The sequence below is a fragment of the Pandoraea anapnoica genome (assembly GCF_902459765.1).
In the GTDB taxonomy this organism is placed as follows: Bacteria; Pseudomonadota; Gammaproteobacteria; order Burkholderiales; family Burkholderiaceae; genus Pandoraea; species Pandoraea anapnoica.
On record NZ_CABPSP010000011.1, the window covers coordinates 14,341 to 38,189 of the forward strand.

At 62.4% G+C, this 23,849-nt stretch carries 27 protein-coding genes and 2 tRNA genes; 18 read left to right on the forward strand and 11 right to left on the reverse strand.

The genetic code is table 11. The annotated features are described in order from the left end of the window. Positions 1-24: 24 nt before the first annotated feature. Positions 25-2,232 (reverse strand): TonB-dependent siderophore receptor, encoded by a 2,208-nt coding sequence (locus tag PAN31117_RS17575; protein WP_150739344.1) that lies wholly within the window; start codon positions 2,230-2,232, stop codon positions 25-27. A gap of 314 nt (positions 2,233-2,546) precedes the next feature. Here PAN31117_RS17575 and PAN31117_RS17580 point away from each other — a divergent pair, with 314 nt between their 5' ends. Further along, entirely contained in the window at positions 2,547-3,035 is a 489-nt protein-coding gene (locus tag PAN31117_RS17580) for an Lrp/AsnC family transcriptional regulator (RefSeq protein WP_039396891.1), read from the forward strand. After that, positions 3,028-3,987, forward strand: a complete 960-nt coding sequence (locus tag PAN31117_RS17585) for a DMT family transporter (RefSeq protein ID WP_150739345.1) — start codon at positions 3,028-3,030, stop codon at positions 3,985-3,987. The genes PAN31117_RS17580 and PAN31117_RS17585 overlap by 8 nt, the downstream gene beginning before the upstream one ends. Positions 3,988-4,025: 38 nt before the next feature. On the opposite strand, the gene PAN31117_RS17590 is transcribed toward PAN31117_RS17585, so the two are convergent. Continuing rightward, positions 4,026-4,784 carry an SDR family NAD(P)-dependent oxidoreductase gene (locus tag PAN31117_RS17590; RefSeq protein WP_150739346.1) on the reverse strand — a complete coding sequence of 253 codons (759 nt, stop codon included), beginning with the start codon at positions 4,782-4,784 and terminating at the stop codon, positions 4,026-4,028. 174 nt (positions 4,785-4,958) lie between these two features. On the opposite strand from PAN31117_RS17590, the gene PAN31117_RS17595 reads away from it, so the two are divergent. Beyond that, positions 4,959-5,855 (forward strand): LysR family transcriptional regulator, encoded by an 897-nt coding sequence (locus PAN31117_RS17595; RefSeq protein WP_150739347.1) that lies wholly within the window; start codon positions 4,959-4,961, stop codon positions 5,853-5,855. A gap of 21 nt (positions 5,856-5,876) precedes the next feature. On the opposite strand, the gene PAN31117_RS17600 is transcribed toward PAN31117_RS17595, so the two are convergent. Then, positions 5,877-6,530: a TetR/AcrR family transcriptional regulator gene (locus PAN31117_RS17600; protein ID WP_150739348.1), complete on the reverse strand. Its 654-nt coding sequence runs from the start codon at positions 6,528-6,530 to the stop codon at positions 5,877-5,879. Positions 6,531-6,751: 221 nt separating this feature from the next. Here PAN31117_RS17600 and PAN31117_RS17605 point away from each other — a divergent pair, with 221 nt between their 5' ends. The 3 genes from PAN31117_RS17605 to PAN31117_RS17615 all read left to right on the forward strand — a co-directional run bounded on the left by PAN31117_RS17605 (position 6,752) and on the right by PAN31117_RS17615 (position 9,017). Further along, positions 6,752-7,180, forward strand: coding sequence for a VOC family protein (locus tag PAN31117_RS17605; protein WP_150739349.1), 429 nt, complete (start codon positions 6,752-6,754; stop codon positions 7,178-7,180). 137 nt (positions 7,181-7,317) lie between these two features. Next, on the forward strand, positions 7,318-8,247 hold the full coding sequence (locus PAN31117_RS17610; protein ID WP_150739350.1) for an ABC transporter ATP-binding protein: 930 nt from the start codon (positions 7,318-7,320) through the stop codon (positions 8,245-8,247). 8 nt (positions 8,248-8,255) lie between these two features. Continuing rightward, on the forward strand, positions 8,256-9,017 hold the full coding sequence (locus PAN31117_RS17615; RefSeq protein ID WP_150739351.1) for an ABC transporter permease: 762 nt from the start codon (positions 8,256-8,258) through the stop codon (positions 9,015-9,017). An 88-nt stretch (positions 9,018-9,105) separates the two neighbouring features. On the opposite strand, the gene PAN31117_RS17620 is transcribed toward PAN31117_RS17615, so the two are convergent. Next, on the reverse strand, positions 9,106-9,720 hold the full coding sequence (locus PAN31117_RS17620; protein ID WP_150666048.1) for a glutathione S-transferase family protein: 615 nt from the start codon (positions 9,718-9,720) through the stop codon (positions 9,106-9,108). Between the two features lie 97 nt (positions 9,721-9,817). On the opposite strand from PAN31117_RS17620, the gene PAN31117_RS17625 reads away from it, so the two are divergent. Together PAN31117_RS17625 and PAN31117_RS17630 are read left to right on the forward strand one after the other, a co-directional pair. Continuing rightward, positions 9,818-10,507, forward strand: a complete 690-nt coding sequence (locus PAN31117_RS17625; protein ID WP_150739352.1) for a type 1 glutamine amidotransferase domain-containing protein — start codon at positions 9,818-9,820, stop codon at positions 10,505-10,507. Next, a complete protein-coding gene (locus PAN31117_RS17630) occupies positions 10,504-11,031 on the forward strand; it encodes a GNAT family N-acetyltransferase (protein ID WP_150739353.1) in 528 nt (175 codons plus the stop codon). Before PAN31117_RS17625 ends, PAN31117_RS17630 begins: the two co-directional genes overlap by 4 nt. A 106-nt stretch (positions 11,032-11,137) precedes the next feature. Here the strand turns inward: PAN31117_RS17630 and PAN31117_RS17635 are convergent, their stop codons facing one another. Continuing rightward, positions 11,138-11,659: a DUF1993 domain-containing protein gene (locus PAN31117_RS17635; protein WP_150739354.1), complete on the reverse strand. Its 522-nt coding sequence runs from the start codon at positions 11,657-11,659 to the stop codon at positions 11,138-11,140. A gap of 210 nt (positions 11,660-11,869) precedes the next feature. On the opposite strand from PAN31117_RS17635, the gene PAN31117_RS17640 reads away from it, so the two are divergent. The 3 genes from PAN31117_RS17640 (at position 11,870) to PAN31117_RS17650 (ending at position 14,380) form a co-directional block, all read left to right on the forward strand. Beyond that, positions 11,870-12,616, forward strand: coding sequence for a hypothetical protein (locus PAN31117_RS17640; RefSeq protein WP_150739355.1), 747 nt, complete (start codon positions 11,870-11,872; stop codon positions 12,614-12,616). Positions 12,617-12,686: 70 nt separating this feature from the next. After that, positions 12,687-13,505, forward strand: a complete 819-nt coding sequence (locus tag PAN31117_RS17645) for a hypothetical protein (protein WP_150739356.1) — start codon at positions 12,687-12,689, stop codon at positions 13,503-13,505. A 53-nt stretch (positions 13,506-13,558) separates the two neighbouring features. Continuing rightward, positions 13,559-14,380, forward strand: a complete 822-nt coding sequence (locus PAN31117_RS17650; RefSeq protein ID WP_150739357.1) for a hypothetical protein — start codon at positions 13,559-13,561, stop codon at positions 14,378-14,380. Positions 14,381-14,390: 10 nt separating this feature from the next. Here the strand turns inward: PAN31117_RS17650 and PAN31117_RS17655 are convergent, their stop codons facing one another. Next, entirely contained in the window at positions 14,391-14,975 is a 585-nt protein-coding gene (locus PAN31117_RS17655) for a nitrogen fixation protein NifQ (protein ID WP_150739358.1), read from the reverse strand. Positions 14,976-15,021: 46 nt separating this feature from the next. After that, on the reverse strand, positions 15,022-15,447 hold the full coding sequence (locus tag PAN31117_RS17660) for a TOBE domain-containing protein (protein WP_150739359.1): 426 nt from the start codon (positions 15,445-15,447) through the stop codon (positions 15,022-15,024). Between the two features lie 293 nt (positions 15,448-15,740). Between PAN31117_RS17660 and PAN31117_RS17665 the strand changes: the two genes are divergently transcribed. The 5 genes from PAN31117_RS17665 to PAN31117_RS17685 all read left to right on the forward strand — a co-directional run bounded on the left by PAN31117_RS17665 (position 15,741) and on the right by PAN31117_RS17685 (position 19,979). Then, positions 15,741-16,475, forward strand: coding sequence for a YoaK family protein (locus PAN31117_RS17665; RefSeq protein WP_150739360.1), 735 nt, complete (start codon positions 15,741-15,743; stop codon positions 16,473-16,475). A 77-nt stretch (positions 16,476-16,552) separates the two neighbouring features. Further along, complete coding sequence (locus PAN31117_RS17670; RefSeq protein ID WP_150739361.1) at positions 16,553-17,314, forward strand: 3-oxoacyl-ACP reductase; 762 nt, start codon at positions 16,553-16,555, stop codon at positions 17,312-17,314. 131 nt (positions 17,315-17,445) lie between these two features. Beyond that, positions 17,446-17,961 carry a hypothetical protein gene (locus PAN31117_RS17675; RefSeq protein WP_174991014.1) on the forward strand — a complete coding sequence of 172 codons (516 nt, stop codon included), beginning with the start codon at positions 17,446-17,448 and terminating at the stop codon, positions 17,959-17,961. A 197-nt stretch (positions 17,962-18,158) separates the two neighbouring features. Further along, positions 18,159-18,476 (forward strand): VOC family protein, encoded by a 318-nt coding sequence (locus PAN31117_RS17680; protein ID WP_150666037.1) that lies wholly within the window; start codon positions 18,159-18,161, stop codon positions 18,474-18,476. Between the two features lie 126 nt (positions 18,477-18,602). Continuing rightward, positions 18,603-19,979 (forward strand): HipA domain-containing protein, encoded by a 1,377-nt coding sequence (locus PAN31117_RS17685; protein WP_150739362.1) that lies wholly within the window; start codon positions 18,603-18,605, stop codon positions 19,977-19,979. Between the two features lie 66 nt (positions 19,980-20,045). Here the strand turns inward: PAN31117_RS17685 and PAN31117_RS17690 are convergent, their stop codons facing one another. Continuing rightward, complete coding sequence (locus tag PAN31117_RS17690; RefSeq protein WP_150739363.1) at positions 20,046-20,963, reverse strand: DMT family transporter; 918 nt, start codon at positions 20,961-20,963, stop codon at positions 20,046-20,048. A 177-nt stretch (positions 20,964-21,140) separates the two neighbouring features. On the opposite strand from PAN31117_RS17690, the gene PAN31117_RS17695 reads away from it, so the two are divergent. Both PAN31117_RS17695 and PAN31117_RS17700 read left to right on the forward strand, forming a co-directional pair. Next, a complete protein-coding gene (locus PAN31117_RS17695; protein WP_150739513.1) occupies positions 21,141-21,863 on the forward strand; it encodes an AraC family transcriptional regulator in 723 nt (240 codons plus the stop codon). 80 nt (positions 21,864-21,943) lie between these two features. Then, complete coding sequence (locus tag PAN31117_RS17700) at positions 21,944-22,240, forward strand: YciI-like protein (protein ID WP_150739364.1); 297 nt, start codon at positions 21,944-21,946, stop codon at positions 22,238-22,240. 129 nt (positions 22,241-22,369) lie between these two features. Here PAN31117_RS17700 and PAN31117_RS17705 read toward each other — a convergent pair. From PAN31117_RS17705 to PAN31117_RS17715, 3 genes are all read right to left on the reverse strand, one after another. Beyond that, positions 22,370-22,445: transfer RNA gene (locus tag PAN31117_RS17705), tRNA-Glu, on the reverse strand. A 16-nt stretch (positions 22,446-22,461) separates the two neighbouring features. Next, positions 22,462-22,537 (reverse strand) — tRNA-Ala (locus PAN31117_RS17710). A 117-nt stretch (positions 22,538-22,654) separates the two neighbouring features. After that, positions 22,655-23,848: a DSD1 family PLP-dependent enzyme gene (locus tag PAN31117_RS17715; RefSeq protein WP_150739365.1), complete on the reverse strand. Its 1,194-nt coding sequence runs from the start codon at positions 23,846-23,848 to the stop codon at positions 22,655-22,657. Position 23,849: the final 1 nt, after the last annotated feature.

Here is a 23,849-nt window from a genome sequence, read left to right on the forward strand (position 1 = left end):
TCACATCAAGACACTGCGCGTCGATCAGAAATCGATCTTGGCGTTCAGACTGACCATGCGCGGGTCGGCGGGCTTGATGTAGTTGTCGTATTGGTACTCCCAGTACTTGCGGTTGGTGAGGTTGCTCACGGCGGCGCGCAGCGTCACGTCCTTACCGGCAACACGCGTGCGGTACGTCGCGCCGATATTGATCAGCGTGTAGCCGGAGACGGTCAGCGAGTTCTGCGGGTTGAGCGTCGTGCGGCCGTTGTAGCGGATATCGCCGCCGACCGACAGCCCCGGCACGTACGGCACCTTGTATTCGACGTTGCCCGAGAGTACGAATCGCGGCGCACCGCCGACACGGTTGCCATCGAAGCCACCGGCCGTGCGTGCGTACCAGGCGTCGAGGGCCATGGCGCTGGCACCCAGCGTCCACTGCGGGCCGAGCTTCACCGAGCCAGCAAGTTCGATCCCCTGATAGATCGACTGACCGTCGGCCACGCGAGCGTTCGCGCTGTTCGTGTACACCGCGCCGCGTTCGATGCGGAACAGCGCCGCCGTGGTGCTCCACGTCGCCTGCTCCGTCTTCACGCCGACTTCATACTGACGGCTCTTGAACGGGTTCAGCACCGCGCCCGCGTTGGCGTAGGTCGAACCGACCACTTCACCCGCTTCGAGCGCTTCCACATAGCTGGCATACGCCGTGGTGTTGTGCGTGAGCTTGTACATCGCGGCGAGCGTCGGCGTGAAGACGCCGTTGGTCGAGTACGTCGACGCGCCCTGTGCATTCGTCTGGTCGTAGTTCGTGAAGCGGCCACCGGCCAGCACCGAGAAGCGGTCCGTGATCTGCACGGTATCCGACGCGAAGACCGACTTCTGCTCGATGGCGCTGGAGCGTTGCGCCTGAAGCGGCGTGCCGTTGCCGTAGAACTGATACGACGTGCCCTGGTACAGGTTGCCCGTGTAGCTCGGGCTGTACGTGTAGGCGTAATCGTTCGTCTGATATTGCGAGGCGTAGCCGAACGTCAGTTGATGCGTCAGCGGACCGGTGCGGACCTTGCCTTCGGCCGTCACCTGCCACGCGTGGAACGTGTTCACTTCGTCGCCGAGGTCGTTCATGCCGCTGAAGTTACCGGCACCGTTCAGGAGGTACAGGGTGGCTTCGTTACGGTCGCGCGTGGACTTGTTGTACGCGAAGTTGGCCGAGACCTTCCAGTCCGGATTGAGCTGGTATTGCAGGCCCGTCGTGTAGAACTGCGTGATCGTGTTCAGGTGCGTCGCCTGCGTTTGCAGGTTCGCATTGGACACATTGATCGGCGCAGGCAATTGGTTGCCCGTGAAGTTATACGTCGAGAGCGATGGCGACGTGCCCGTCGCGCGACGGTCCTGATACATCGCGCCGAAGTTCCACGTGAGATCGGGCGTGATGCGCGCGTCGAGGGCGACCGACACCGTGTCGCGGTTCAGATTGCCGTCGGTATACGTGCGGCCTTCTTCGTGCGTGTAATTCAAACGCGCGCCGAACATGTCGTTCGGACCGGCACGGCCACCAAGGTCAACGTGCTCCCGCCAGATGCCTTCCGACTGAAAACCAACGTCGATGCTGGCGATACGCTCGTCCGTCGGCTTCTTCGTGACGTAGTTCACCACACCGCCGGGCGCGACGAAACCGTACATGAAGCCAGACAGGCCCTTGAGCAACTCCACACGGTCGAACTGTTCGTACGGCATGGTCACGCCATAGGTCATGACCGGCATGCCGTCGAGCTTGAAGCCCGATTGCCAGTCGATGGGCATGCCGCGCACGTAGATGTAACCGGCCCATGCGTCGAAGGCGTTACTGCCGTCGGTCACCGAGGCGTCCGTGACGAACACGTCGCCGAGCTTGGTCGCCTGCCGCTTCTCAAGTTGTTCCTGACTCACGACCGTCGTGGAGAACGGCGTGTCGAGCTGGCTGCGCGCACCGAGCGCACCGGCCTGCACCGACTGCTTCAGGTTCTGTGGCGTTTCGCGCAACGTCGAGTCGGTCACCGTCGTCGCCTTGAGCGTGGCGGGCGCGGCCCCAGTAGTTGTGGTGTCGGTTGCATCGGTGGCCGATTGCGCGAACGCCGACGATGCGGCAAACATCAGCAATGCGGCGAGCGCGAGCGGTGCGACGGTGTTACGGGGAGCCAGAGAAAGGTGACGTGCAGCGAGGCGGCCATTCGCGCGCAAAACGCGGCTGGCCCGGTGTGCCGGAGCGGAAGACATGCTTGAAATCCCGTGTGACTAAACAATATATTTTTAATGAGAATCGTTAACGTTCTCATTCACAGGTTCGGGATATTAACAAACCACCGCCCAGCGTCAACAAATGTTGTCGTCAGACGGCAACGACAACGCCGAAATACAACATTTCGATTCCTTACCGAGCTGGTCGCGCCCAATATGGGCAACGCACGCGCCGCGAGTGACGTGAGCCCCGGCAACGTCGACAAATAGGCTAATATCGCGGCACTGTCGCCTACCGAGCGGCTAATTGAACGGAACGCCGGCCCCCATCCGGGGCACGTGCGTAGAGTGGTATGGAACTCGACGCCATTGATTTGAAGATTCTGCGGGAGCTGCAAGCCGACGCCCGCCTCACCAACGTTGAACTCGCCTCGCGCGTGAACCTGTCGCCGTCGCCGTGTCTCGCGCGCGTCAAGGCGCTCGAAGCGGCGGGGTACATCCGGCAGCGCGTGACGCTGCTCGACCCGTCGCGCCTCGGGCTGCACATCAACGTCTTCATCCACGTCACGCTGGAAAACCAGAATCGCGACGGACTGGATGCCTTCGAAGCCGCCGTGACCGCGCTGCCGAACGTCATGGAGTGTTACCTGATGTCCGGCGACGCCGACTATCTCCTGCGCGTGATGGTCAGCGACATGGCCGCTTACGAGTCGCTGATCACCGACCGCATCTCCCGCATTCCGGGCATCCGCAACATTCGTTCGAGCTTCGCGCTCAAGCAAGTGATGTACACCACTGCCGTGCCGGTGCCCCAACCGCCAGACGCCTCGGGCGATGCCTGAGGCCACTTCCGAGACTTCGTCCACACCGACCGGCGCGCTGAGCGCCGCGCCGCAGGGTGGCGCCAGCCAGCAGATTGCACTGCACGTGGCGGCCATGCTCTTCGGTGCGTCCGCCCTGTTCGGCGAACACATCGCCGCGAGCAGCACGATGATCGTCTTCGGACGCGGGCTGTTCTCGTGGCTCGCCCTCACCGTCATTGCGCTCGCCGGACTGGCCGGTATGCGCGGCGCCGCGCGTCTGTCCGGTGGTGCGCCGTGGCGTGGCCTGTCGACGGCGTCCGCCGCGCGCCTCATCGTCGCCGGTGTGCTGCTGGCCGTGCACTGGCTGGCCTTCTTCCTCGCCATCAAAGCGGGCGGCGTTGCCGTTGGCACACTCGGTTTCGCCTGCTTCCCGGCGTTCGTGATTCTGCTGGAATGGCCACTGCGCCGTGAACGTCCCACGTTGGGGGACGCCGGGGTGATAGGGCTTGTTTGTATCGGACTCGCGCTGGTGACACCCGCGTTCGACTGGCAGGCCGGTGCGACGGTGGGCCTTGCCTGGGGCGTGCTGTCGGGAGCGATCTACGCCGTCATCGCCCTGTCGAACCGGGTACTGGGCGCGCAGGCCTCGCCGTTGCAGGCGAGCTGGTGGCAATGTCTGGGTATTCTGATCGTGCTCGGGCCGTTCGCGTGGCACGAGTCCCTGACGCTTCCCGCCGCCCAATGGGGATGGCTCGCGTGTCTGGGCGTCGTTTGCACCGCGCTGGCATACACCCTCTTCATTCACGCATTGCGCACCGTCAAGGCGAGTCAGGCGGCGGTCGTGATCGCGCTCGAACCCGTCTATGCGATTGCGTTCGCGTGGGTGCTGTTCGGCACGTCACCCACGCTCAAGATGGCGATTGGCGGCGTGTGCATCGTCGGTGCCGTCGCGTGGTCCGGTTCGATGCGCTCGCGCCGCCCGGCTCACTGAGCCGTCAGTCTTCCGTGTAAGCGACGTCGTCGCGCCCCTTACAGCATCATGCCGCCCGACGCTTCGACGCGCTGACCGTTGATCCAGCCCATGTCGTCGCCGAGCAGCGCCGCCACGACGCCACCGATGTCGTCGACTTCGCCCACACGTCCCAGCGCGGTGGTGCCCGCGACCATCTGATGCACTGCCTGGTTGTCGCGTACGGTGCCGCCGTTGAAGTCGGTGGCGATGGCCCCCGGCGCAAGCGTGTTGGCACGAATGCCGCGCGCGCCCAGCTCCTTCGCCAGATAGCGCGAGAACACTTCGATGCCGCCCTTCATCATGGCGTATGCCGAAGCACCCGGGAACGTGAAGCGGGCGAGCCCGCTCGACACGTTGAGGATGCGACCGCCATCGGCAATCATCGGCAGCAGCGTCTGCGTGAGGAAGAACGGTCCCTTGAGGTGCAGCCGCACGAGGAAGTCGAACTCGTCTTCCGTCGTCTCAGTCACCGGCTTGTGCAGGCCCGTGCCGGCGTTGTTCACGAGGAAGTCGAACGTATCGCGCTTCCAGACCTCGTGCAGCACACGCTTGACCTCTGCGGCGAACGGCGCGAATTGCGACGATTCCGAAACGTCGAGCGGCAAGGCCACGGCCTTCGCGCCCAGTTTGACGATCTCGGCGACGACAGCGTCGGCCTCGGCGCGCTGACTGCGATAGGTGAGGATGACGTCGATGCCGTGTTGTGCCGCGGCAATGGCCGATGCGCGGCCCAGACCACGGCTGCCACCGGTAATGAGAGCAATCTTGCGCGTCATGGTGATTCTCCTGAATGTTGAATGGGATCCGGCGGGGCCGCCTGGCCACACCGCGTTGAATTGCTCAACATCCTATTGCAACGAATTTCACCAATAAACCAGCCGCATTTGATTACACTGATCAAATTCAAATAACAATCGATCGTCCATCGAGACGATTGGCCCCTCGCCCCCATGCATCAGCTCGACGCCATGCGCATCTTCGTGCGCGTTACCGAAACCGGCAGTTTCACGCAGGCCGCCGACAGTCTCGGCCTGCCGCGCGCGAGCGTCTCCAACGCCATCAAGCAACTCGAAACGAAGCTGGGCACGCGCCTGTTGCATCGAACCACGCGACGGGTACAACTGACGCAGGACGGTCAGGCGTGCCTCGAACGATGCAAGGACCTGCTGGCAGACGTGGAGGAGTGGGAGACGATGTTCGTGGCGCGCGACGAAGCGCTCACTGGCCGTCTACGGGTCGATCTGCCCGCAACGCTCGCCCGCACGACCGTTATCCCGGCGCTGCCCACATTTCTCGCGCAACATCCGGCGCTGCGCGTGGAGTTGTCGAGCACCGACCGCCGCGTCGATCTGGTGCGCGAAGGGTTCGATTGCGTGCTGCGCGTAGGGGCCGTCGCCGACTCCACACTCATCGCCCGGCCGCTGGGTCACATGCGTCAGATCAATGTGGCAAGTCCCGCATATCTCGAACGCCACGGCGTGCCGACGAGGCTGGACGACCTGAGCCAGCACCGTCTGATCCATTACACGACCACACTCGGGACGCGTCCGGCAGGTTGGGAGTATTTTGACGGCGAGCGCTATGCGCAATGGCCCATGGAAGGCGTGCTGACGGTGAACAACGCCGACGCCTATCAGGCCGCGTGCGTAGCCGGACTCGGCTTCATACAAGCGCCCGAAGGCGGCGTGCGCGGCCTCATCGCCGAGGGCAAGTTGCAGGAGGTGATGCCGGAATTTCAGGCGGAGCCTCTGGCCGTCTCGCTGCTGTATGCGAACCGGCGTCACCTGCCACGGCGCGCGCAGGCCTTCATGAACTGGCTTGCCGAGCTGCTGACGCCACGTCTGTAGCGCGACTGCATTCAGGGGCGCTTACAGCCCCTTCTCCACCATCGCGACGAGCCGCTGCCCGAGCGCGTCGACCTGCTCGTCGGGCAAGTCTCGCAACGGACCGTCGATAACGAGCACGGCGAGGCCATGCACCGCCGCCCAGGCCAGATACTCCGCGCCGGGCCGCTGCGCTGCATCGATGATGCCCGCCGCCACCATGCCGTCGAGCGCCGCCCCCAGCAGCTCGAACGGATTCAGACCACTCGCCCCTGCCTTCTCCGGCCCCCCCGCCGAGCGCACGTTCTCGGACGGCGCAAACGCAGTGCGAAACAATCCCGGTTGCCGCCGGGCGAAATGCAGATAACCAATGCCCACCGCGCGAAGCACGGCGCGCGAGCGCGACACGCCGTCGGGCAACGATGTCGCGTCGATCATCGCCTGCTCGTGCTCGATTCCTGTTGCCAGCTCGGCCAGTGCCGCCGCGCGCACCGCATCGAGCAAATCCTGACGATTGGCGAAATGCCGGTAAGCGGCGTTGGGAACGACCCCGGCGCGACGCGTCGCCTCGCGTAGGATCACTGCGTCCGGCCCCCCATCGCGCGCCAGCGCGATCCCCGCTTCCAGCAACGCCCGCCGCAGGTCGCCGTGGCGGTAAGTCGCGCGCGCCGGCCCGGTCGTTGTTTCTTGTTCTGTCATTGCTACCCCTTGTGGACAGTGTCCATTATGTCTGCTATTGTTTGTGTACACTGTCCACAAAGACAAGTTGCAGTGCGTCAGACGGCGCCGGCTTCGTCACATTCGCGCATCGAATGCACAGGCACTATGGTTGATGAGGTACCGAAGACGTTCGCCCAATGACACTTCCCCAACGGGGCGTCCCCTACGCCCTTTTTTACCGACACATCGAGGAGCGTTCCATGCAAGTTCATTCCTATCTGTTTTTCGAAGGTCGTTGTGAAGAAGCCATTGATTTCTACGTGAAGACGCTGGGCGCACGGCGCGGTGCACTGATGCGCTACGGCGACAGCCCGGAAAAATGCCCCGAAGGCATGCTGCCGCCGGGCAGCGACAACAAGATCATGCACGGCGAGTTCCACATCGGCGAATCGATGGTGATGGCCTCGGACGGCATGGTGAGCGGCAAGCCGAAGTTCGACGGCTTCTCGCTGTCGGTCGATTTCACGGAGGTCGGCGCTGCCGAAAAGGCGTTTCACGCGCTGGCCGAGGGCGGTTCGGTCAATATGCCGCTCGGCGAGACGTTCTTCGCGAAAACGTTCGGCATGGTCAAGGACCGTTTCGGCATGAACTGGATGGTGATCGTGCCCAAGGAAATGCCGAAGGGCTGATCCTTCGTCCTCGCCGAATCTCCCGGCACACAGACACACACGCATCGACGCTCGCCGCCCGCCTCTGGGCGGCGAGCATTTTTTGTTCTCCGGTTCGTGTCCGACAAGTTCCTCACGCCTGTGCTATCGTCGCCGCCATGCCATCCGTGATCTCTATCCAGAATCTGTCGAAGACGTACGCGACCGGTTTCCAGGCGCTGAAGAACATCAACCTGGAAATCCAGCGCGGCGAAATCTTCGCCCTGCTCGGCCCGAACGGCGCCGGCAAAACAACCCTTATCAGCACCATCTGCGGCATCGTGCGACCGACCTCGGGCACGGTGACGGTCGACGGTCACGACATCGTCACGGACTACCGTGCCGCGCGTGAAGCCATCGGCCTCGTCCCGCAGGAGCTGACCACCGACTCATTCGAATCGGTGTGGGCCACCGTCTCTTTCTCGCGTGGCCTGTTCGGCAAGCCTGCGAATCCGGCGCATATCGAGAAGGTGTTGCGCTCGCTCTCGCTGTGGGAAAAGAAGGACAGCCGCATCATGCAGCTCTCGGGTGGCATGAAGCGACGCGTGCTGATTGCCAAGGCGCTCTCGCACGAGCCGCGTGTGCTGTTCCTCGACGAGCCGACGGCCGGTGTGGACGTCGAACTGCGTCGCGACATGTGGCGTCTGGTGCAGTCGCTGCGCGAAACCGGCGTGACCGTGATTCTGACCACGCACTACATCGAAGAGGCCGAGGAAATGGCCGACCGCGTGGGCATCATCACCGGCGGGCAGATTACGCTCGTGCAGGAGAAGACCGAACTGATGCGGCATATGGGCAGCAAGCAGCTCGCGTTGCAACTGACCGAGCCGGTCTCCGTCATTCCGGACGCGCTCGCCGCGTACGGCCTCACGCTCGGCAACAACGGTACCGAACTCGTGTTCACGTACGACGCCAATATCGAGCAGACGTCCATCGCCTCGCTGCTGCGCGATATGGAGCGTGCCGGCATATCGGTGAAGGATCTGCACACGACGCAAAGCTCGCTCGAAGACATCTTCGTCTCGCTCGTGCACAAGAAAGAAGGATGAGCCGCGCCATGAATTTCTACGCCATGAAGGCGATCTACAACTTCGAGATGGCGCGCACTCGTCGCACGCTGATGCAGAGCATCATCTCGCCGGTCATCTCGACCTCGCTGTACTTTGTGGTGTTCGGTGCGGCGATCGGTTCGCGCATTCCGGAAATCGAAGGCGTGCCGTACGGCGCGTTCATCGTGCCGGGCCTGATCATGCTCTCGCTGCTCACGCAGAGTGTGACGAACGCCTCGTTCGGCATCTATTTCCCACGCTTTACCGGCACGATTTACGAGGTGCTCTCCGCACCGGTGTCCTATATGGAGATCGTGTGCGCGTACGTGGGCGCAGCGGCGACCAAGTCGATCATTCTCGGGGTCATCATGCTGGGCACGGCCGCGTTGTTCGTGCCGTTGCGCATCGAACACCCGATCTGGATGATCTTCTTCCTCGTGCTCACCGCAGTAACGTTCAGCCTGCTCGGATTCATCATCGGCATCTGGGCCGACGGCTTCGAGAAGCTGCAACTCGTACCGTTGCTCATCATCACGCCGCTCACGTTCCTGGGTGGCAGCTTTTACTCGACGAGCATCCTGCCGCCGTTCTGGCGCGCGGTCACGCTGTTCAACCCGGTCGTGTATCTCATCAGCGGTTTCCGCTGGAGCTTTTACGGACTCGCGGATGTGAGCGTTTCCGTGAGTCTTGGCATGACGCTGTTGTTCCTTGCGCTCTTCCTCGCCGTCGTCGCGTGGATGTTCAAGACGGGCTATCGTCTGAAGAGCTGACGTAGATAGCAATGCCGGACGGTGATGCCGTCCGGCGTCCCTTTTCCTGTCTCTACCTCCCTCCCCGATTCACCCTCTCCCCAATACGTCAGATCGGCGGCGTCTCGCGAAACGCGGGCAGCGCCTCGGCCTGTGCCGAGAAGTTGGCAATCTCGGGAAACTCCGCGCCGAAGTCGACTTCCGGCAGCAGCAACTGGTGAAAACGCCACGCCACGGCTACCGCCACGCCATGCTCACCAATCTGCTCCGGCGTTGCCAGGATGGGCACCTGCGCCAGCTCCAGTTCCAGTTCGTGAAACGCCGCATGCACTTGCGTGCGCACGCGGTCTGTCCACGGCGTATGCCGCTTCTCGCTCGGACGCAGTTCGCGCTCGTACACCAGTTGTACCGACTTCTCGCAGGCCGCCAGCGCCAGTCCCGTCAGACGCAGCGCGCGCACACGCTCAGCGGGATCGACAGGCACCAGCCGCTGCGCCGGATCGACCAGCGATTCCAGATACTGGAGGATCAGCGTCGAGTCCATGAGCACCGTGCCGTCGTCGGTCACGAGCGTCGGTGCCTTGACGACCGGATTGATCGCGGCGAACGCGTCGAAGGTGCTGAACACCGACAGCGAACGGTGCTCGAAGGGCAGCCCGAGCAACTTCAGGCAAATGGCCGTACGACGCACGTACGGCGAGTCCAGCATTCCGATCAACTGCATGTCTCGCTCCAAGGTTCGAGGCGCTCACCGCCGGTTTCGTCGATCATACATGACGGGTAGAATGATTCGCATGGCCGATTCGACAGGGAGACGTCTTATGAACATCCTGATGGTTCTGACCTCGCACGACCGCCTGGGCGACACGGGCAAGAAGACGGGCTTCTGGCTCGAAGAATTCGCCTCGCCCTACTACGTATTCGTCGACGAAGGACTCGCCGTTACGCTCGCCTCACCGGCCGGTGGGCAACCGCCGCTCGACCCCAAGAGCGACGAGCCCGACGCGCAAACGGAAGCCACCCGGCGCTTTCGCGCAGACCCCGACGCACAGAACGCGCTCGCCAGCACACTCAGACTCGCCGACGTCAAAGCCGACGACTACGATGCTGTCTTCTACCCAGGCGGCCATGGCCCGCTCTGGGACCTCGCGCAAGACCCGCACTCCATTCATCTGATCGAAGCCTTCGAGCGCGCAGGCAAGGCCATCGGCTTTGTGTGTCATGCGCCTGGCGTGCTGCGTCAGGTGCGCGCCGCGAACGGCGAACCGCTCGTGCGCGGACGCCACGTCACCGGCTTCACCAACGACGAAGAAGCCGCCGTCGGCCTCACCGACGTCGTGCCGTTCCTCGTGGAAGACGAACTCAAGCGGCTGGGCGGGCTATATGAGAAAGGCGGTAACTGGGAATCGCATGTCGTGGGCGACGGGCGCCTCGTCACCGGGCAGAACCCCGCCTCGTCGGAAGAAGCCGCACGCACGGTGCTGGCGATGATGGAGCCGCGCCTGCCATGAAGACGGTGTCGCCGGTTCAGGTGCGTCGGCTCGTTCCCGCCGACGCTCTCGCCTTTCAGGCATTACGTCTTTCCGGTTTGCAAGCGCATCCGGAGGCGTTTGGATCGAGCTATGCCGAAGAAAAGGACTGGCCGGTCGAACGGGTGCGCGAGTGGCTGACAGTGCGCCCGGATACGGGTGTTTTCGGTGCGTTCGAAAACGAACGGCTTGTGGGCGTGGTCGGTCTGGGACGTCAGACACGTGCGAACTTCGCGCACGTCGGTTTCCTTTGGGGCATGTACGTCCATACGGATGCCGTCGGGCGCGGCGTTGGCCGAGCGCTCCTCGACGCCGCCCTTGCCCTTGCACGCTCACAGCCCGGGCTGCGCCATCTCACACTTCAGGTGAACGCCGATAACCGTGCGGCGCTTGCGCTCTACCAGTCGTTCGGCTTCGTGGAAATCGGCCGCGAGCCCGATGCCATGCGTGTAGGCAACGGCTTCTGCGACGATATTCGCATGTATCTGCCGATCGCCACGCACTGAGCCGCCAGCCGCCCCCAATGAAAACGAGCGCGCCGACACCTGTCCGGGTCGGCGCGCTCGCTTATTTCGCACGCACGCCAGCAACCCGGCGCGCGTTATCAAGACCTCAGACCGGCTGCATTTCGAACGGTCCCAGATAGTCCATCTTGCCCACTTCCACGCCTTGCGCGCGCAGCAGGTCGTGCGTCGTCGTCACGTGGAAATAGAAGTTCGGCAGCGCGAACTTGAAGAGATAGTCGACGGCGTCCATCGTGGTCTGCTGTGTCTTGAACTTCAGCGTGATCTGGCGCGACTCCGCCCCGTCGAAACGGTCTTCGAGAATGCCCGCAATGAATGCCTCGGTATTGGCGATGCGGTCCCGCAGTTGATCGAATGTCATCTCCGTATCCTCGAACTTCGGCGACTCGACGTCGGCGATGCGTGACACAGCAAACTTTGCCGTATCGCTCACACGCTGCACCTGCGCAACGAAGTCGAGCATGTCCGGCGCGAGCTTGGCCTTGAGAATCGAATCCGGGTCGGTCGACGTCGCTTCGCAATGCGCGCGCGCCTTCTTGATGTAGTCGGCCATGACGGTCAGGCCACGGAGATAGACGGGAATCGTGGCGCGATAGAGGGTGATGGACATCGGGGAACTCCTCGGGAGATGACCCATTGCGCAATGCGCGGGTAACGGGGAAATACGGGCAAAAGCACATGCTATCAGCGCCGGAATTTTCCTGCCGCGCACCGGGCGATTTCTGGTATTCGCCGCTCGGCCATTTGCGCAGAATTAATGGCCCGGGGCGGCGGCACAACGACGACTCGCCCCCCAATCACGACACAAGGATCTCATCGCATGGCGAGTTCGACGCTTTCCGTCCCTCTTTCTTCCCCGCTCACGCTCACCGGCCACTTGGCGTGCACGTTGGGCGACGAGACGACGCAGAAGTGCAGGGACGCCGAAAGCGAGAAGGCACTCATAAGCGTCTGGGGGCAGGTCAAGGACTTCTTTCGGGGCACGCACAAGGAAGCGGCACAACGCGCGCTGTTTCGGCTGGCACAGCCGAAAGCCATGGACGAACAGGTCGCCGCGTTCGCCGAACTGCTGCGCTACGTCGAGCCTGAGGATATGCACCGTCTGCATTGGCATATCTCCAGTCATGAAGTCCTCGGTTTCCAGGTCGGCGATCCTGTCTTCGCGCCCGCGCACGACGTCGTCGACTACATGAAGCACACCACATGGATGGACTTCGAAGACAGTTGCCATTTGCTGCTGAGCCTTCGGTTCGACGGCCATCACGTCCTCACGGGAGGCAACGACTTCGGGCTGCCATTACACGATCTGACGGATGCCCCGCAATGTGCCGTGACGGTTGGGAGATGCCAGCGGCAGCTCAGCGCCATGCCAACGCTGCTCGACGCCCTGCAGATCATGCGCCTGCATCGCGACGACGAAATTCCTGGCCTCAGTGCGCGCGCAAGGGCCGCGATCAACGCGCTGATGATCGAGATCAACGGCACCGGCGCACCAGTGAGCGGCGAGATCGGCCGCAATGCCGAGCAGCTATGCAAGCTCGCGACGACGCTCAAGGATCGCTACTAAGAAGTCACCGTGTAAGTAGCCCAACCCAGCGCCCTCAAGATTGGAAACGCATCGCAAAGGAATCATCGCTATGATCACGAACCTGTCTTCGCCGGTCCTCCCACTCTCCGGCGACACCGCCTCCAGCCTCAGCGCGAAGCACCTCGATGAGTGCGCGAACGCACGCACCGAGAAAGACCTGGAAAGCCTCTGGGGACGCATCAAGGACTGGTTTTTCGGCACGCATCGCGTGGACGCAAAACTGGCGCTGTACCGGATGCTGAACGCCGAAACGACCGATGTGATGCAGACGTCGTATCTCGATCTGCTTCGCTACGTCGAGCCCGAACATCGCCAGCAGTTGGCGTGGCTCATCAACGAACACGAACGCCCCGCCTTTCAGATTGGCGGGTATGTCATCTCATCGAAGGTCGACTGGGCATCTCAGGTGCCCTCGGAACCGCCGCCGAGCGTTGCCGATATGGCAAAACTGTTGCTGTCTCTTCGATACAAGGGACTGCCGGTACTGGAGACGCTTCGCGAGGTCGGCCTCTGTCGCATTGTCGAAGCGGCGCGCGAGGGAGCGCCTTCTGAGGCAAAGGCCGAAGTGAACGCAGATCGGATGCTCGACGCACAACAGTGGTTTCTGGGACGCTCGCCGTCGCTTGTCGACGCACTGGAACTCATCGGCCTGCATCGAAATGACGACGATGGGGAGCTCGCTTACCAACTCCGGCTTGCGGTCGAAAAGGCGCTTATCGGTGTGGACGACGACAAGGCCGCCGTGATGTCGCGCAATGCAGAGAACCTGATGTGTCTGGTGACCGACATGTTCCACGATCGCGAGCATCTGAAGCGGACCGCCCTGTCGGTCAACCTGCCCACCAATCCGCTCAGTCGCACTACCTGATCGGCATCGCCGTCGGACGCAAGAGGCGCGTAACAACGAAAGGAATGTTTGCAATGACCGTTTCAGCAACAAATTCGTCGATAAATCTGATTGGCAATATCCCGCGCAGTCTCGATGCCGAGACCGTCACCATTTGCACGAAAACCGGCGTCGATTACGCGTTGACCAGCCTTTGGGAGCGCATCAAGGATTGGTTCTTGGGCACGAACAAGGTCACGGCGATGACTGCGATTCACACGCTGGCCACCACCCAGTCGTCCAGCGCGCAAATCGACGCATTTCTCGATCTTTTGCGTTGCATCGAACCGGAACACAGGGATCAGTTGAAGTGGTGTGCGGGCGATAGCGGAGATCCGTATTTCATGATCGGCGACTGCATCGTTCCCGCCGCACCGGACTGGTCCGCACGCGGTGAGAAGCACCTGAGCGTCGACGACTTGACGCTGATGTTGCTGAGGATGCACCACGGCGACGAGTCACTACTGTCGGCGTTCATGCGCCTTGAAAGGGAAACCGGCCACCTGCTGCGTCCGCCGCGGGCAAGCTTGGAAGAAGACAACGTTGTCTTCCACGATCTCAGCACCAAAAAAACGTACTTGGAAAGCTCGCCTAAACTCGTCGAAGCGCTGGAGTTCGTCGGCATGAACCGCAATGACGTGAGCTACGACGAATCCCACGCACTCGGCATTCAGGTCGAGAAAGCGTGGCGCGAAGCACTAGTCGGAAGCGGAAAGACCGATGAGGAAGCCATCGAAGCGTCGAGCGTGCTCATGGGCGGCATGGCACAGGACGTCATGGTACTTGTGACCGACATGTTTCATGAACGTCTCGCGGCGCACCGCACTCCGATGCTGAGACGAGAGATCGGCCAATAGGGTACCTGCGTCAAGGACGCGTCGAGTCCATGCCGATCGGGGTGATGGTCTGGCGCAAGTGCGCGTAGCACTCGCCATAAGCCTCACAGCCGGGGCAACCCGGTGCAGGCGCGGGGGCGCGTCCGTAGGCGTGTGCGCAAGCTTCGGCGAGGAATCGCTTCCATCGCAGATTCGCCGTATTCTCGGCGACCAGCGTCGGGAAGAAGTGCGTGAGTAACGCTGTGACGTCGTCGCGCCCCGTCAGGCCCAGATCGCGCCAGAGATGATCAGGCCGCAGACACGCCGTAGCGAGGATCGTCGCCATGTCGGCCGCGTCGACCGGATGCAGCATCGGATCGGCGCGACGGCGTAACATCTCCTTCATCTCGACGACGAAGACGGCATGCGACGCCCACGCAGGCGTCGGCAATGTCGAGGCAAGCGTCTGCCAACCGTCGGACACAGGAAGAAAGTGACGGCGCAGCAACGTCGCCAGCGCTGCGCCCGACAGCCCGAGACGCGTAAGGCGCTCGAGCGTGGCATTGGCCGCGAGGAGCGAGGCAAACAGCGTCGCCTCGGGGCGCGCATGCGAAGGCGTCAGTGTGAGGCCGTGCATGATAGGGATTGCCTTGCGTTCAGGCAGTTTCGCAGAATGATGAGACTCAGGCCACGGCCAGAATCACGCTCGATGCCTTGACTAGCGCGGCGGCAGCGCGACCGGCCGTGAGGCCCAGACGCTTCGCACTTTCGTTCGTCACGATGGCGGCAATGATCGCGCCGCTGTCGGCCGTAATTTCGACTTCGCTGTTCACTGCGCCCGTCTCGACGCGCGAGACCTTGCCGGTGATCACGTTGCGCGTGGAGACCTTGCTCGCGTCCGCATCGATCATCACGATCACCGACGAGGCCTTGATCAGTGCCACGGCGTCGCTGCCTTCCTTCAAGTCCAGATTCACCGTGCTCTCATGCGTGATGACGGCGACGATCTCCTGCCCGGCATCCGTGCGCAGCGTCACTTCGTCGTTCACCGCGCCGCGTTGCAGCGAAATGACTTTGCCGTTGAACTGGTTACGGGCACTGGTCTTCATGGAAATCTCCTGTCGATGTGAGCCGCGAGGTCGGTGACGTTCATGTCGGCGATGTGGACAATGCAACCGAAGCCACACGATGCAATAAGACGTTCGGACGGTCGCGCCGGATCGCCGCGGTGATGCAGTATAGCGGGTCGACGCGGCGTCCGGCGTAGCAGGCCGGTGATATGCTTCATCAGCGTCCGGGGCCGGACAGACACCCGCTTCGGGCGCGCAGTATCGAGTATCGAGGCCTCACCAGCACGCTGCACGGGACGCCATCTGCCACGCATGCCGACACAGGAGCCGTCATGGGTACTCCCCGCCACATCCCCACCCCGACCGAGGCCGCCACGCTCGCCCGCAGTTGGGTCAGCCACTTCTCCAAACCCACTGCCATCGGCATGACGCTCGCGTTTGTCGCCGGTTATATCGACGTGGTCGGCTTCATCGCGCTGTTCGGCCTCTTCACTGCGCACGTGACGGGCAACTTCGTGATGATCGGTGTGCAACTTGTCGCCAACACCCACGTCGGCGTGCTCGCCAAGTTGCTCGCGTTGCCCGTGTTCGTCATTTTCGTCGCGATGGTCAAGCTCATCGTGCAGGGCTTTGCGAATACCAACCGTCGTCCGCTCCGGTTGTTGCTGATCTTGCAGACGTTGTTGCTGCTCGGGTTCATGATCATCGGCATGGCCGCGCAGCCGATTCTCTCGGCCGACGCACCACTCGCCATTCTCTCCGGCATGTTCGGCGTCGCCGCGCTGGCCATCCAGAACGCCATCGGACGGCTGGTGCTCGCCGACCTCGCCCCGACCACCATCATGACTGGCAACACCACGCAGATCGTGATCGACATGGTGGAACTTGCCAGCGGCAACTGCGGCGACGACAAAGCTGCCAGAACGCGGCTGCGCAAGATGCTGCCTGCGCTGGCCGCCTTCGCCGTCGGTGCCATCCTCGGTGGCTTCGCGTATCACGGCGCGGGCTTCTGGAGCGTGCTGTTGCCGGTCGTGCTGCTCGCCGCACTCGCCACCGCCAACGAGTGAGCCGCCTGCGTCCCCGAAGAACAATCCTGCGCAACGCGCGATAATGACGGCCTTTTGCGGGATTAGGGGATATCGGAATGAAGCTGGATTCGCAGTGGGTACTCGTCACGGGCGGAGCGCGCGGACTGGGCGCGGCCATCACGCGCGCAGTGGCGCGTGAAGGCGCGGGCGTCATCGTCAACTATCTGCGCAGCGACGTGGCCGCTCGCGAACTGGCCGAATCGCTCGGCGATCGCGCCATCGCGTTGCAGGCCGATGTCACCGACGAAAAGGCCGTCGCCCGCCTCTTCGCCGAAGCCCGCGAGCGCATTGGCAGCCCCATCGTCTGCGTCGTCAACAACGCGCTGGCCGACTTCCGCTTCGACGGCGATGCACGTCCCAAGCTGGCCGACATCTCCTGGTCGCGCTTCTCGCAGCAGCTCGAAGGGGCCGTCAAAGGCGCGCTCAACACGATGCAGGCCGCACTGCCGGGCATGCGCGAAGCCGGGTTCGGGCGCATCGTGAACGTGGGCACTAACTTGTTCCAGAATCCGGTCGTGCCGTATCACGATTACACGACCGCCAAGGCCGCCCTGCTCGCGCTCACGCGCACCGCGTCCAACGACCTCGGCCCCGACGGCATCACCGTCAACATGGTCTCGGGCGGTCTTCTGCGTGTGACCGATGCCAGCGCCGCCACGCCTGAAGCCGTGTTCGATCTGATCGCAAGCCTCACGCCGTTGCGCCGGGTCACGACGCCTGAGGAGTTCGCCGACGCCGTGCTGTACTTCCTCTCGCCATGGGCGCGTGCCGTGACGGGGCAGAACCTCATCGTCGACGGCGGGCTGGTGAAGAGCTGAGCCCACTACGTCCAACCTGGAGAGTACGCAAGGCGGGGAACGCGTCCGTGCTGTCGCCGGACGCGGTAAAATTGCCGTCTTTGTGAGCGCGCACTCACCCCCATCTCACTTCCAAACCCCGAATTCAGACAGTGACCGCAACTTCCGCCACACCCGCAGACATCCCGACTGACGACGCCAGCAGCACCGATGCCATCCACGAAGACCGCCTGTGGCGCGACGACGGGTGGACGGCGAAGGTCGTCAAGAACGAAGAGGACGATGGCTGGGCGGTGGCGATGTTCAAGGACGGCGAGTCTGAACCCGCCCTCGTGGGGCCGTGGACGATGGGGCGCGACAAGAAGAATCCGAAGCCGCTGGACGTTGGGGCATTCAATACGCTGGTGAAAACGGCGGCCGAGGTGTTGCGGCGTCACGAACAGCAACTGCACGCGCAGTTGCACAAGCGCATCAGTGTGGACGGGCCGGACGGCGAAATCGACGTCACACTCGATATCGTGCCCGACGACTACGATCCTTACGCCATGCTGAGCGCCATCGACCGCTTCGGCGAAACGATTGTGACGGTCAAAGTGCCGCCGTCGTTCAAGCTCTCACGTAATAGTGCGCGCGCCTGGGTCGAAAACGACTTTCAACGTCCCCAGTAAGCACCCGCTAACACTCGCCCCCCATCCCATCACTGCGGATACCGGGATAACTGCCCGTCTGGTTAGCGTGCCTGACGACGCCTAAGATGGATTTCGCCGACATACCGCCTGCACCGCGCTATCCGCCGCAACATGCGAGCGCGCGCTCACACAGTGCAGCGGCGGCGTTCCCATCGAATCCGGCGTCAGGAGACCCCATGAAACGCTTTCATATCGCGCTCGCCGTACGCGATCTCGACGAATCCATCACCGATTATTCCGCGCGTCTCGGGCAGCCGCCCGCAGCCGTAGTGCCGGGCGCCTACGCCATGTGGCGCACCGACCTGCTGAACTTCTCGATCAATCAGTCGCCGTCGCGCGCGGGAGAGCTTCGCCACGTGGGCTTCGAAGACGACGATGCCCCCGAGTACGCCAGCAGCACGGACTGCAACGGCCTGCTGTGGGAAGCCTTCTCAGCCGCAGAACAAGACCGTCGCATAGTGAGTACTTACGGGGTCGCGGTACGGAATACCTGAGCGAACTGCCACTCGCCCCCTCAGTTTGGAATCAAGTGCCAGTGGGGGCGACCTGAGATGAAGGCACAGGCGAAAAGCACCTCGAACTTGCACATGTGCTATTCTTGAACTATTCATAAAATATTCATGGATACGTTCAAACCGGGGGCTCAGATGGCCGATCAATCGCTTCGAATTGAGGAAATACGCCGTCTGCTAAAGCTCGGACCGCGTAGTGCGCAAGAGATCATGGCTGATTTGTCGATCAGCCAGCCAACGCTCTCACGGGTCATTCGAGACGCCCCCGAACTATTCACAAACTTTCGAGTTTCTGGGGATCGCACCCCAAAGTACGGGACTTTGCGTCCGTTGCCCGGCGGGTTGTCTCCCCGTCAAACCGTCTATCGGGTTTCAGCCGAAGGCACGATTGAACCGTTCGCCCGCGTCGAATTTCTGACCGGCGGGGCGACGCTCGAACTCGGCAATTCCCGGAATGCGCTATACGAAGGCCTGCCCCCGTATATGGCGTTCGCTACGCCATCGGGATTCTTGGGGAGACAGGTCGCCCGAGCGGTCGCGTTGGAAATGAAGCTTCCGGAGAGCCTTCGGGACTGGAGCGACGAACATCGGGTCGCTTATCTTTTCACCAGAGGACTGAATCTTCCCGGCAACTTGATTTACGGCGACACCTCCCTGCAAAGGGAAATGGAATTCCGCCAGTTACCGCCAGTATCGTCTGCGCAGAAGCTGGACTCGTACGAGGCGATGGCCAATCAGCTCAAGGACGCCTCCTATGGCTCCAGCGCGGGCGGCGAGCAACCCAAGTTTCTCTCTCTGACCGAAGATGTCGGCCATGTGATCGTGAAGTTCGCAAAGCGTGGTAGTCGCATGGCGGAACTGCTATCGCTTGAGCATCTGGCCCTTCGGGCGCTGAATATCGCGGACATCCCGTCGGCATCGACGCACCTCATCGCGACCGATAGCTATACCTTTCTTGAGGTGCAACGGTTCGACCGGATCGGACGCTTTGGTCGCGTCGGAATGCTCTCTGCGGGGGCGATAGACGACGAGTACTTTGGGAAGCGAGACAATTGGTCCGCATTCGCGACGCGATGCGAGCAAGCCCGACTCATTCCGTCAAGCGAAGCCACGAAGATTCACGTGATGGCCGCATTTAGCGAGCTTATCGGTAACGGAGACCGACATTTCGAGAACATCTCGCTTCTCCTTAATGAGCGTGGCTGGATTGATCGAGTGGCCCCCGCATATGACATTCTTCCCATGAATTACGCGCCGTTGGGCGCAGGCGTCGATCCCGATCTTTTGCCGATCACCCCCAAAATTGGGGCCATTGGTGCGAGACCAAACGTTTGGAGCAAGGCCTATTGCGCTGCCAAAGCATTCTGGGAAAGCGTGCAGCAAGGGGCTTGTTCTTTGCCGATCCCGAATGAGTACAAGGATCTCGCGACGGCAAACCTAGCGGTTGTGAAGGACTTCGTGGTTCCGCTCGTTCCCAGCGACTGAACGTCGAAGGTCCAGTCAGTGACAACCTGACTGGACCTTGCGCCCAACGGACGACCCGCAAAAAAATCACGCAGGCACTTCGTCCGAATCTTCCACACCACCGAAGCCGGGCAACGGGCGCTGCCAGCGCTGCGCGATGAACACGCCGACGAGCGCCACACCGCCACCGATTACGTGGAACGTGTGCAGTTGCTCACCCAGCAGCACGACAGCAATCGCTGCCGTCATGACCGGCAGCACGTTGATGAACATGCTGCAACGGTTCGGCCCGAGATGCCGGATGCCCTGAATCCACAGAATCGGCAACACGATCGACGCTCCCAATCCGGCGTACAGCACCAACGGCACTGTCGCCGCATTCAGTTGTGCCTGACCGGCAGGCACCATCGCAAGCATCGGAATCATCGTGATCAGCGCCGCCCATGCCTGCACATAGGTCGACTGCGCGGGCGGCACCGCCACGTGCCAGCGTCGCAGCAGCACGCTGTACAACCCGTAAGATGCCGAAGCAATCAGCATCAGGATGTCCCCCAGATGCATGCCGCCGTCGAGCAACTGCGACGGATGCCCCTGCCCGATCAGATACACCAGCCCTGCGAGCGACAGCAGGCCGCCCACGAGCATGCCGAGGGTCGGCGGCTCGCGCAGCAGCATTACGCTCCACAGCAGGGTCAGCAGCGGGGCCAGCGCCGTCACGATTGCCATATTGGTCGCCGTGGTGCTGTGCGCCGCGAGATACGACAGGCTCTGATAGAACGACATGCTCAGAAAACCGAGGAAGCCGAGCTTGGCGAGTTGCGGGCGCACATGGTGCCAGTTGCGCAGTAGCGGACGAATGACGAAGGGCGTCATGACGGCTAGCGCCAGCACCAGACGATAGAACGTGATGGCCGACGGCGCGATGGTCGTGGCCGAGAGCTTCGAAACGATGACATTGCCGGCCCACAACAACATGGCGCCGAGCGGATACAGAAAGTACCCCATGACGATTTCCCACAGGTTTGACAAAGGAAGCGCCATCGTCAGGGATGTCGCACAGGACCGTCTCACGCTAAAATTCCAAAACCTGCCTTAAAAAGGACACCCGTGGCTACCGAAAAGGCTGTGCGTCGCGTCATCGATCCGCGCCTGACCGATCACCTGCGATTCGAGAGCACCCCCATGCCGATGGCGGCGATGGCGGTCGATTACGCGCACAACGAGTTCATCGCCTCGCATTCGCATCGGCGCGCGCAACTGCTCTTTTCGATTGAGGGCGTGATGATCATCGCGTCGTCGTCGGGTCGCTGGGTGGTGCCGCCGACGCGCGGCGTCTGGCTCGCCGCCGGACTGGAACATACGGTGCGCATGAGCGGTAACGTCAAGATGCGCACAGTGTTCGTCGAACCGGGCAGCGAGCCGTTACCCGACACCAGTTGTGTCGTGGAGATCACGCCGCTGATGCGCGAGCTGATTCTGGCCGCCATTCATGTGCCGCCGGACTACGCGCCCGACTCGCGGGACGCACGCCTCATGCGTCTACTGCTCGACGAACTGATCGCCCTGCCCGTCCTGCCGCTCTATCTGCCGTGGCCACGAGACGCGCGTCTGGCGCGCGTTTGCGATCGTCTGATGCAAAGCCCTTGCGACGACGCCATCATCGACCGTTGGGCCAGCGAAGCGGGCCTTTCACCGAAGACGTTTCAGCGGCGTTTTTCCACGGAGACAGGCCTGACGTTCGGCCGCTGGCGTCAGCAAGCGCGCCTGCTACAAGCGCTGGAAGCGCTCGCACGCGGCGAAAAAATCGTGAATGTGGCGCTCGATCACGGCTACGCTAGCCAAAGCGCATTTGCCGCGATGTTCAAACGGCACTTCGGCGTACCGCCGTCGGCGTTCTATCGATAATAACGAGTGCCGCGCGCCTCAAAGCGACATCACAACTTCACAACGTCACAGCGCGCGCAAAAAATTACGGAGATCACACCATGCATTACCTGCTCACTTACGAACTCGTCGACGATTACGTCGACCGTCGCGGCCAGTATCGCGACGCGCATTTGGCGCTCGCCTGGGCCGCATCAGACCGCGGCGAACTGCTGCTTGCGGGCGCGCTGGAGTTGCCCGTCGACACGGCAGCCCTGCTCTTCGAAGGCGACTCGCCTGCAGCGGCAGAAGCCTTCGCGAAGGCCGATCCGTATGTGATGAATGGTCTGGTGAAGTCGTGGCGCGTACGGCCGTGGAAGACGGTCGTCGGCAAGACGGCAAGCACGCCGGTGCGCTGAAAGATGGCCAGGCGCATGAACTGGCGGCACAAAAAACAAAACGCGCTTGGCCGTTAAGCCAAGCGCGTTTGTCGACAACCGATCGTGCGTCGTGTTTCTGGAGCTTTCCGAGAATCACGCCACTAAATCTGGCGTCCCCTAGGGGATTCGAACCCCTGTACTCACCGTGAAAGGGTGATGTCCTAGGCCTCTAGACGAAGGGGACCTAAAGTCTTCCGTTTTGGTGGAGGTAAGCGGGATCGAACCGCTGACCTCTTGCATGCCATGCAAGCGCTCTCCCAGCTGAGCTATACCCCCGTACGGCGAAGAAGTGAGACTATAGCGTGCTTTTCCGACCTTGGGAAGCCCCCACATCAAAATATTTTGACGGGGCCAGATGTCACCGAGATGACGCCGACGCCGCCCCCCCTCGCCCTACTGGCTCAGTCCACGCGCCTCGATGGGCCAGAGACCTTCGACCCGCCCGTGCCTCACCGCCACGTACCGGTCGTAGAGATTGACCGTCGGATCGCAGTGTCCCGGCACCAGCAGAATCGGCTCGCCCAACCACGGGGCACCGTCTTCGTCCGCCGAGGCGAGTTCCAGCACGCCATGCTCGTCCGAGGCTGTCCGGTAATGCGGCTTGCTCGCCTGTTGCGACGACCAGAAGCGTGGCAGGCCCGAATCCGTCGCCACGCTCTTGAGCCCCGCATCGCATACGATGATCCCGTTGCGCGCCGTGCTCATGACCGTCGACGCGAGAAACAGGCCGTGGCGAAAGCGCCAGTCGTCGCGCCATTCAAGCGAACCGTAATGGCCGTCGAGGAACACATACGACCCCGGCTGAATTTCGGTGTACACACCGCTCTCGATATCGAACTCGGCCGTGCCGGTGCCACCGCCCGTCACGACCGGACAAGCAATGCCGCGTGCTTCGAGAAAGCGCACGTAGGCCGATGCGCGGTCGGCGGCAAGACGTGCTGTATCGCGCCGCTTTTCCCAACTGTCCACATGCTGCGCGCTACCGTGATACGCCTGCAATCCGCCGAAACGCAGCCCCTCGTAGTGATCGATGGCATCGACCAGTTGCGCCACGGCATCCGTCGAATCCACGCCGCAACGACCTTGCCCCACGTCCACTTCGGGCAGCACGGCGATGCGCACGCCAGCGCGCTGCGCGGCCTTACCGAGTGGCGCGACCTGCCGCACATCGTCGACACACACCGACAGCGTGACATGCCCCGCCATCGCTACCGCCAGCGCCACACGCGCCTCGCCGACGAACTCGTTACTGATATGGATGTTGCCGATGCCCGCGTTGACGAACGGGATAGCCTCCGTGACTTTCTGACAGCAGATGCCGACCGCGCCCGCCGCCATTTGTGCACGCGCGATCGCGACGGACTTGTGCGCTTTGGCATGCGGACGGACCGCAACACCGCGCGCTGCCGCCGCACTCGCCATGCGTTCGACGTTCGCATCGAACGCGTCGAGATCGAGCAGGAGCGACGGCGTGGCCACCTGCGCGAGCGTGTCGCCCACGCGTGCCACCGGTGGCACGGCAATGCTGCCGGTGGCCACGTTTGCAGCACTCGCCTGCGTCGAAACCGTATTGACTGAATCTGGCATC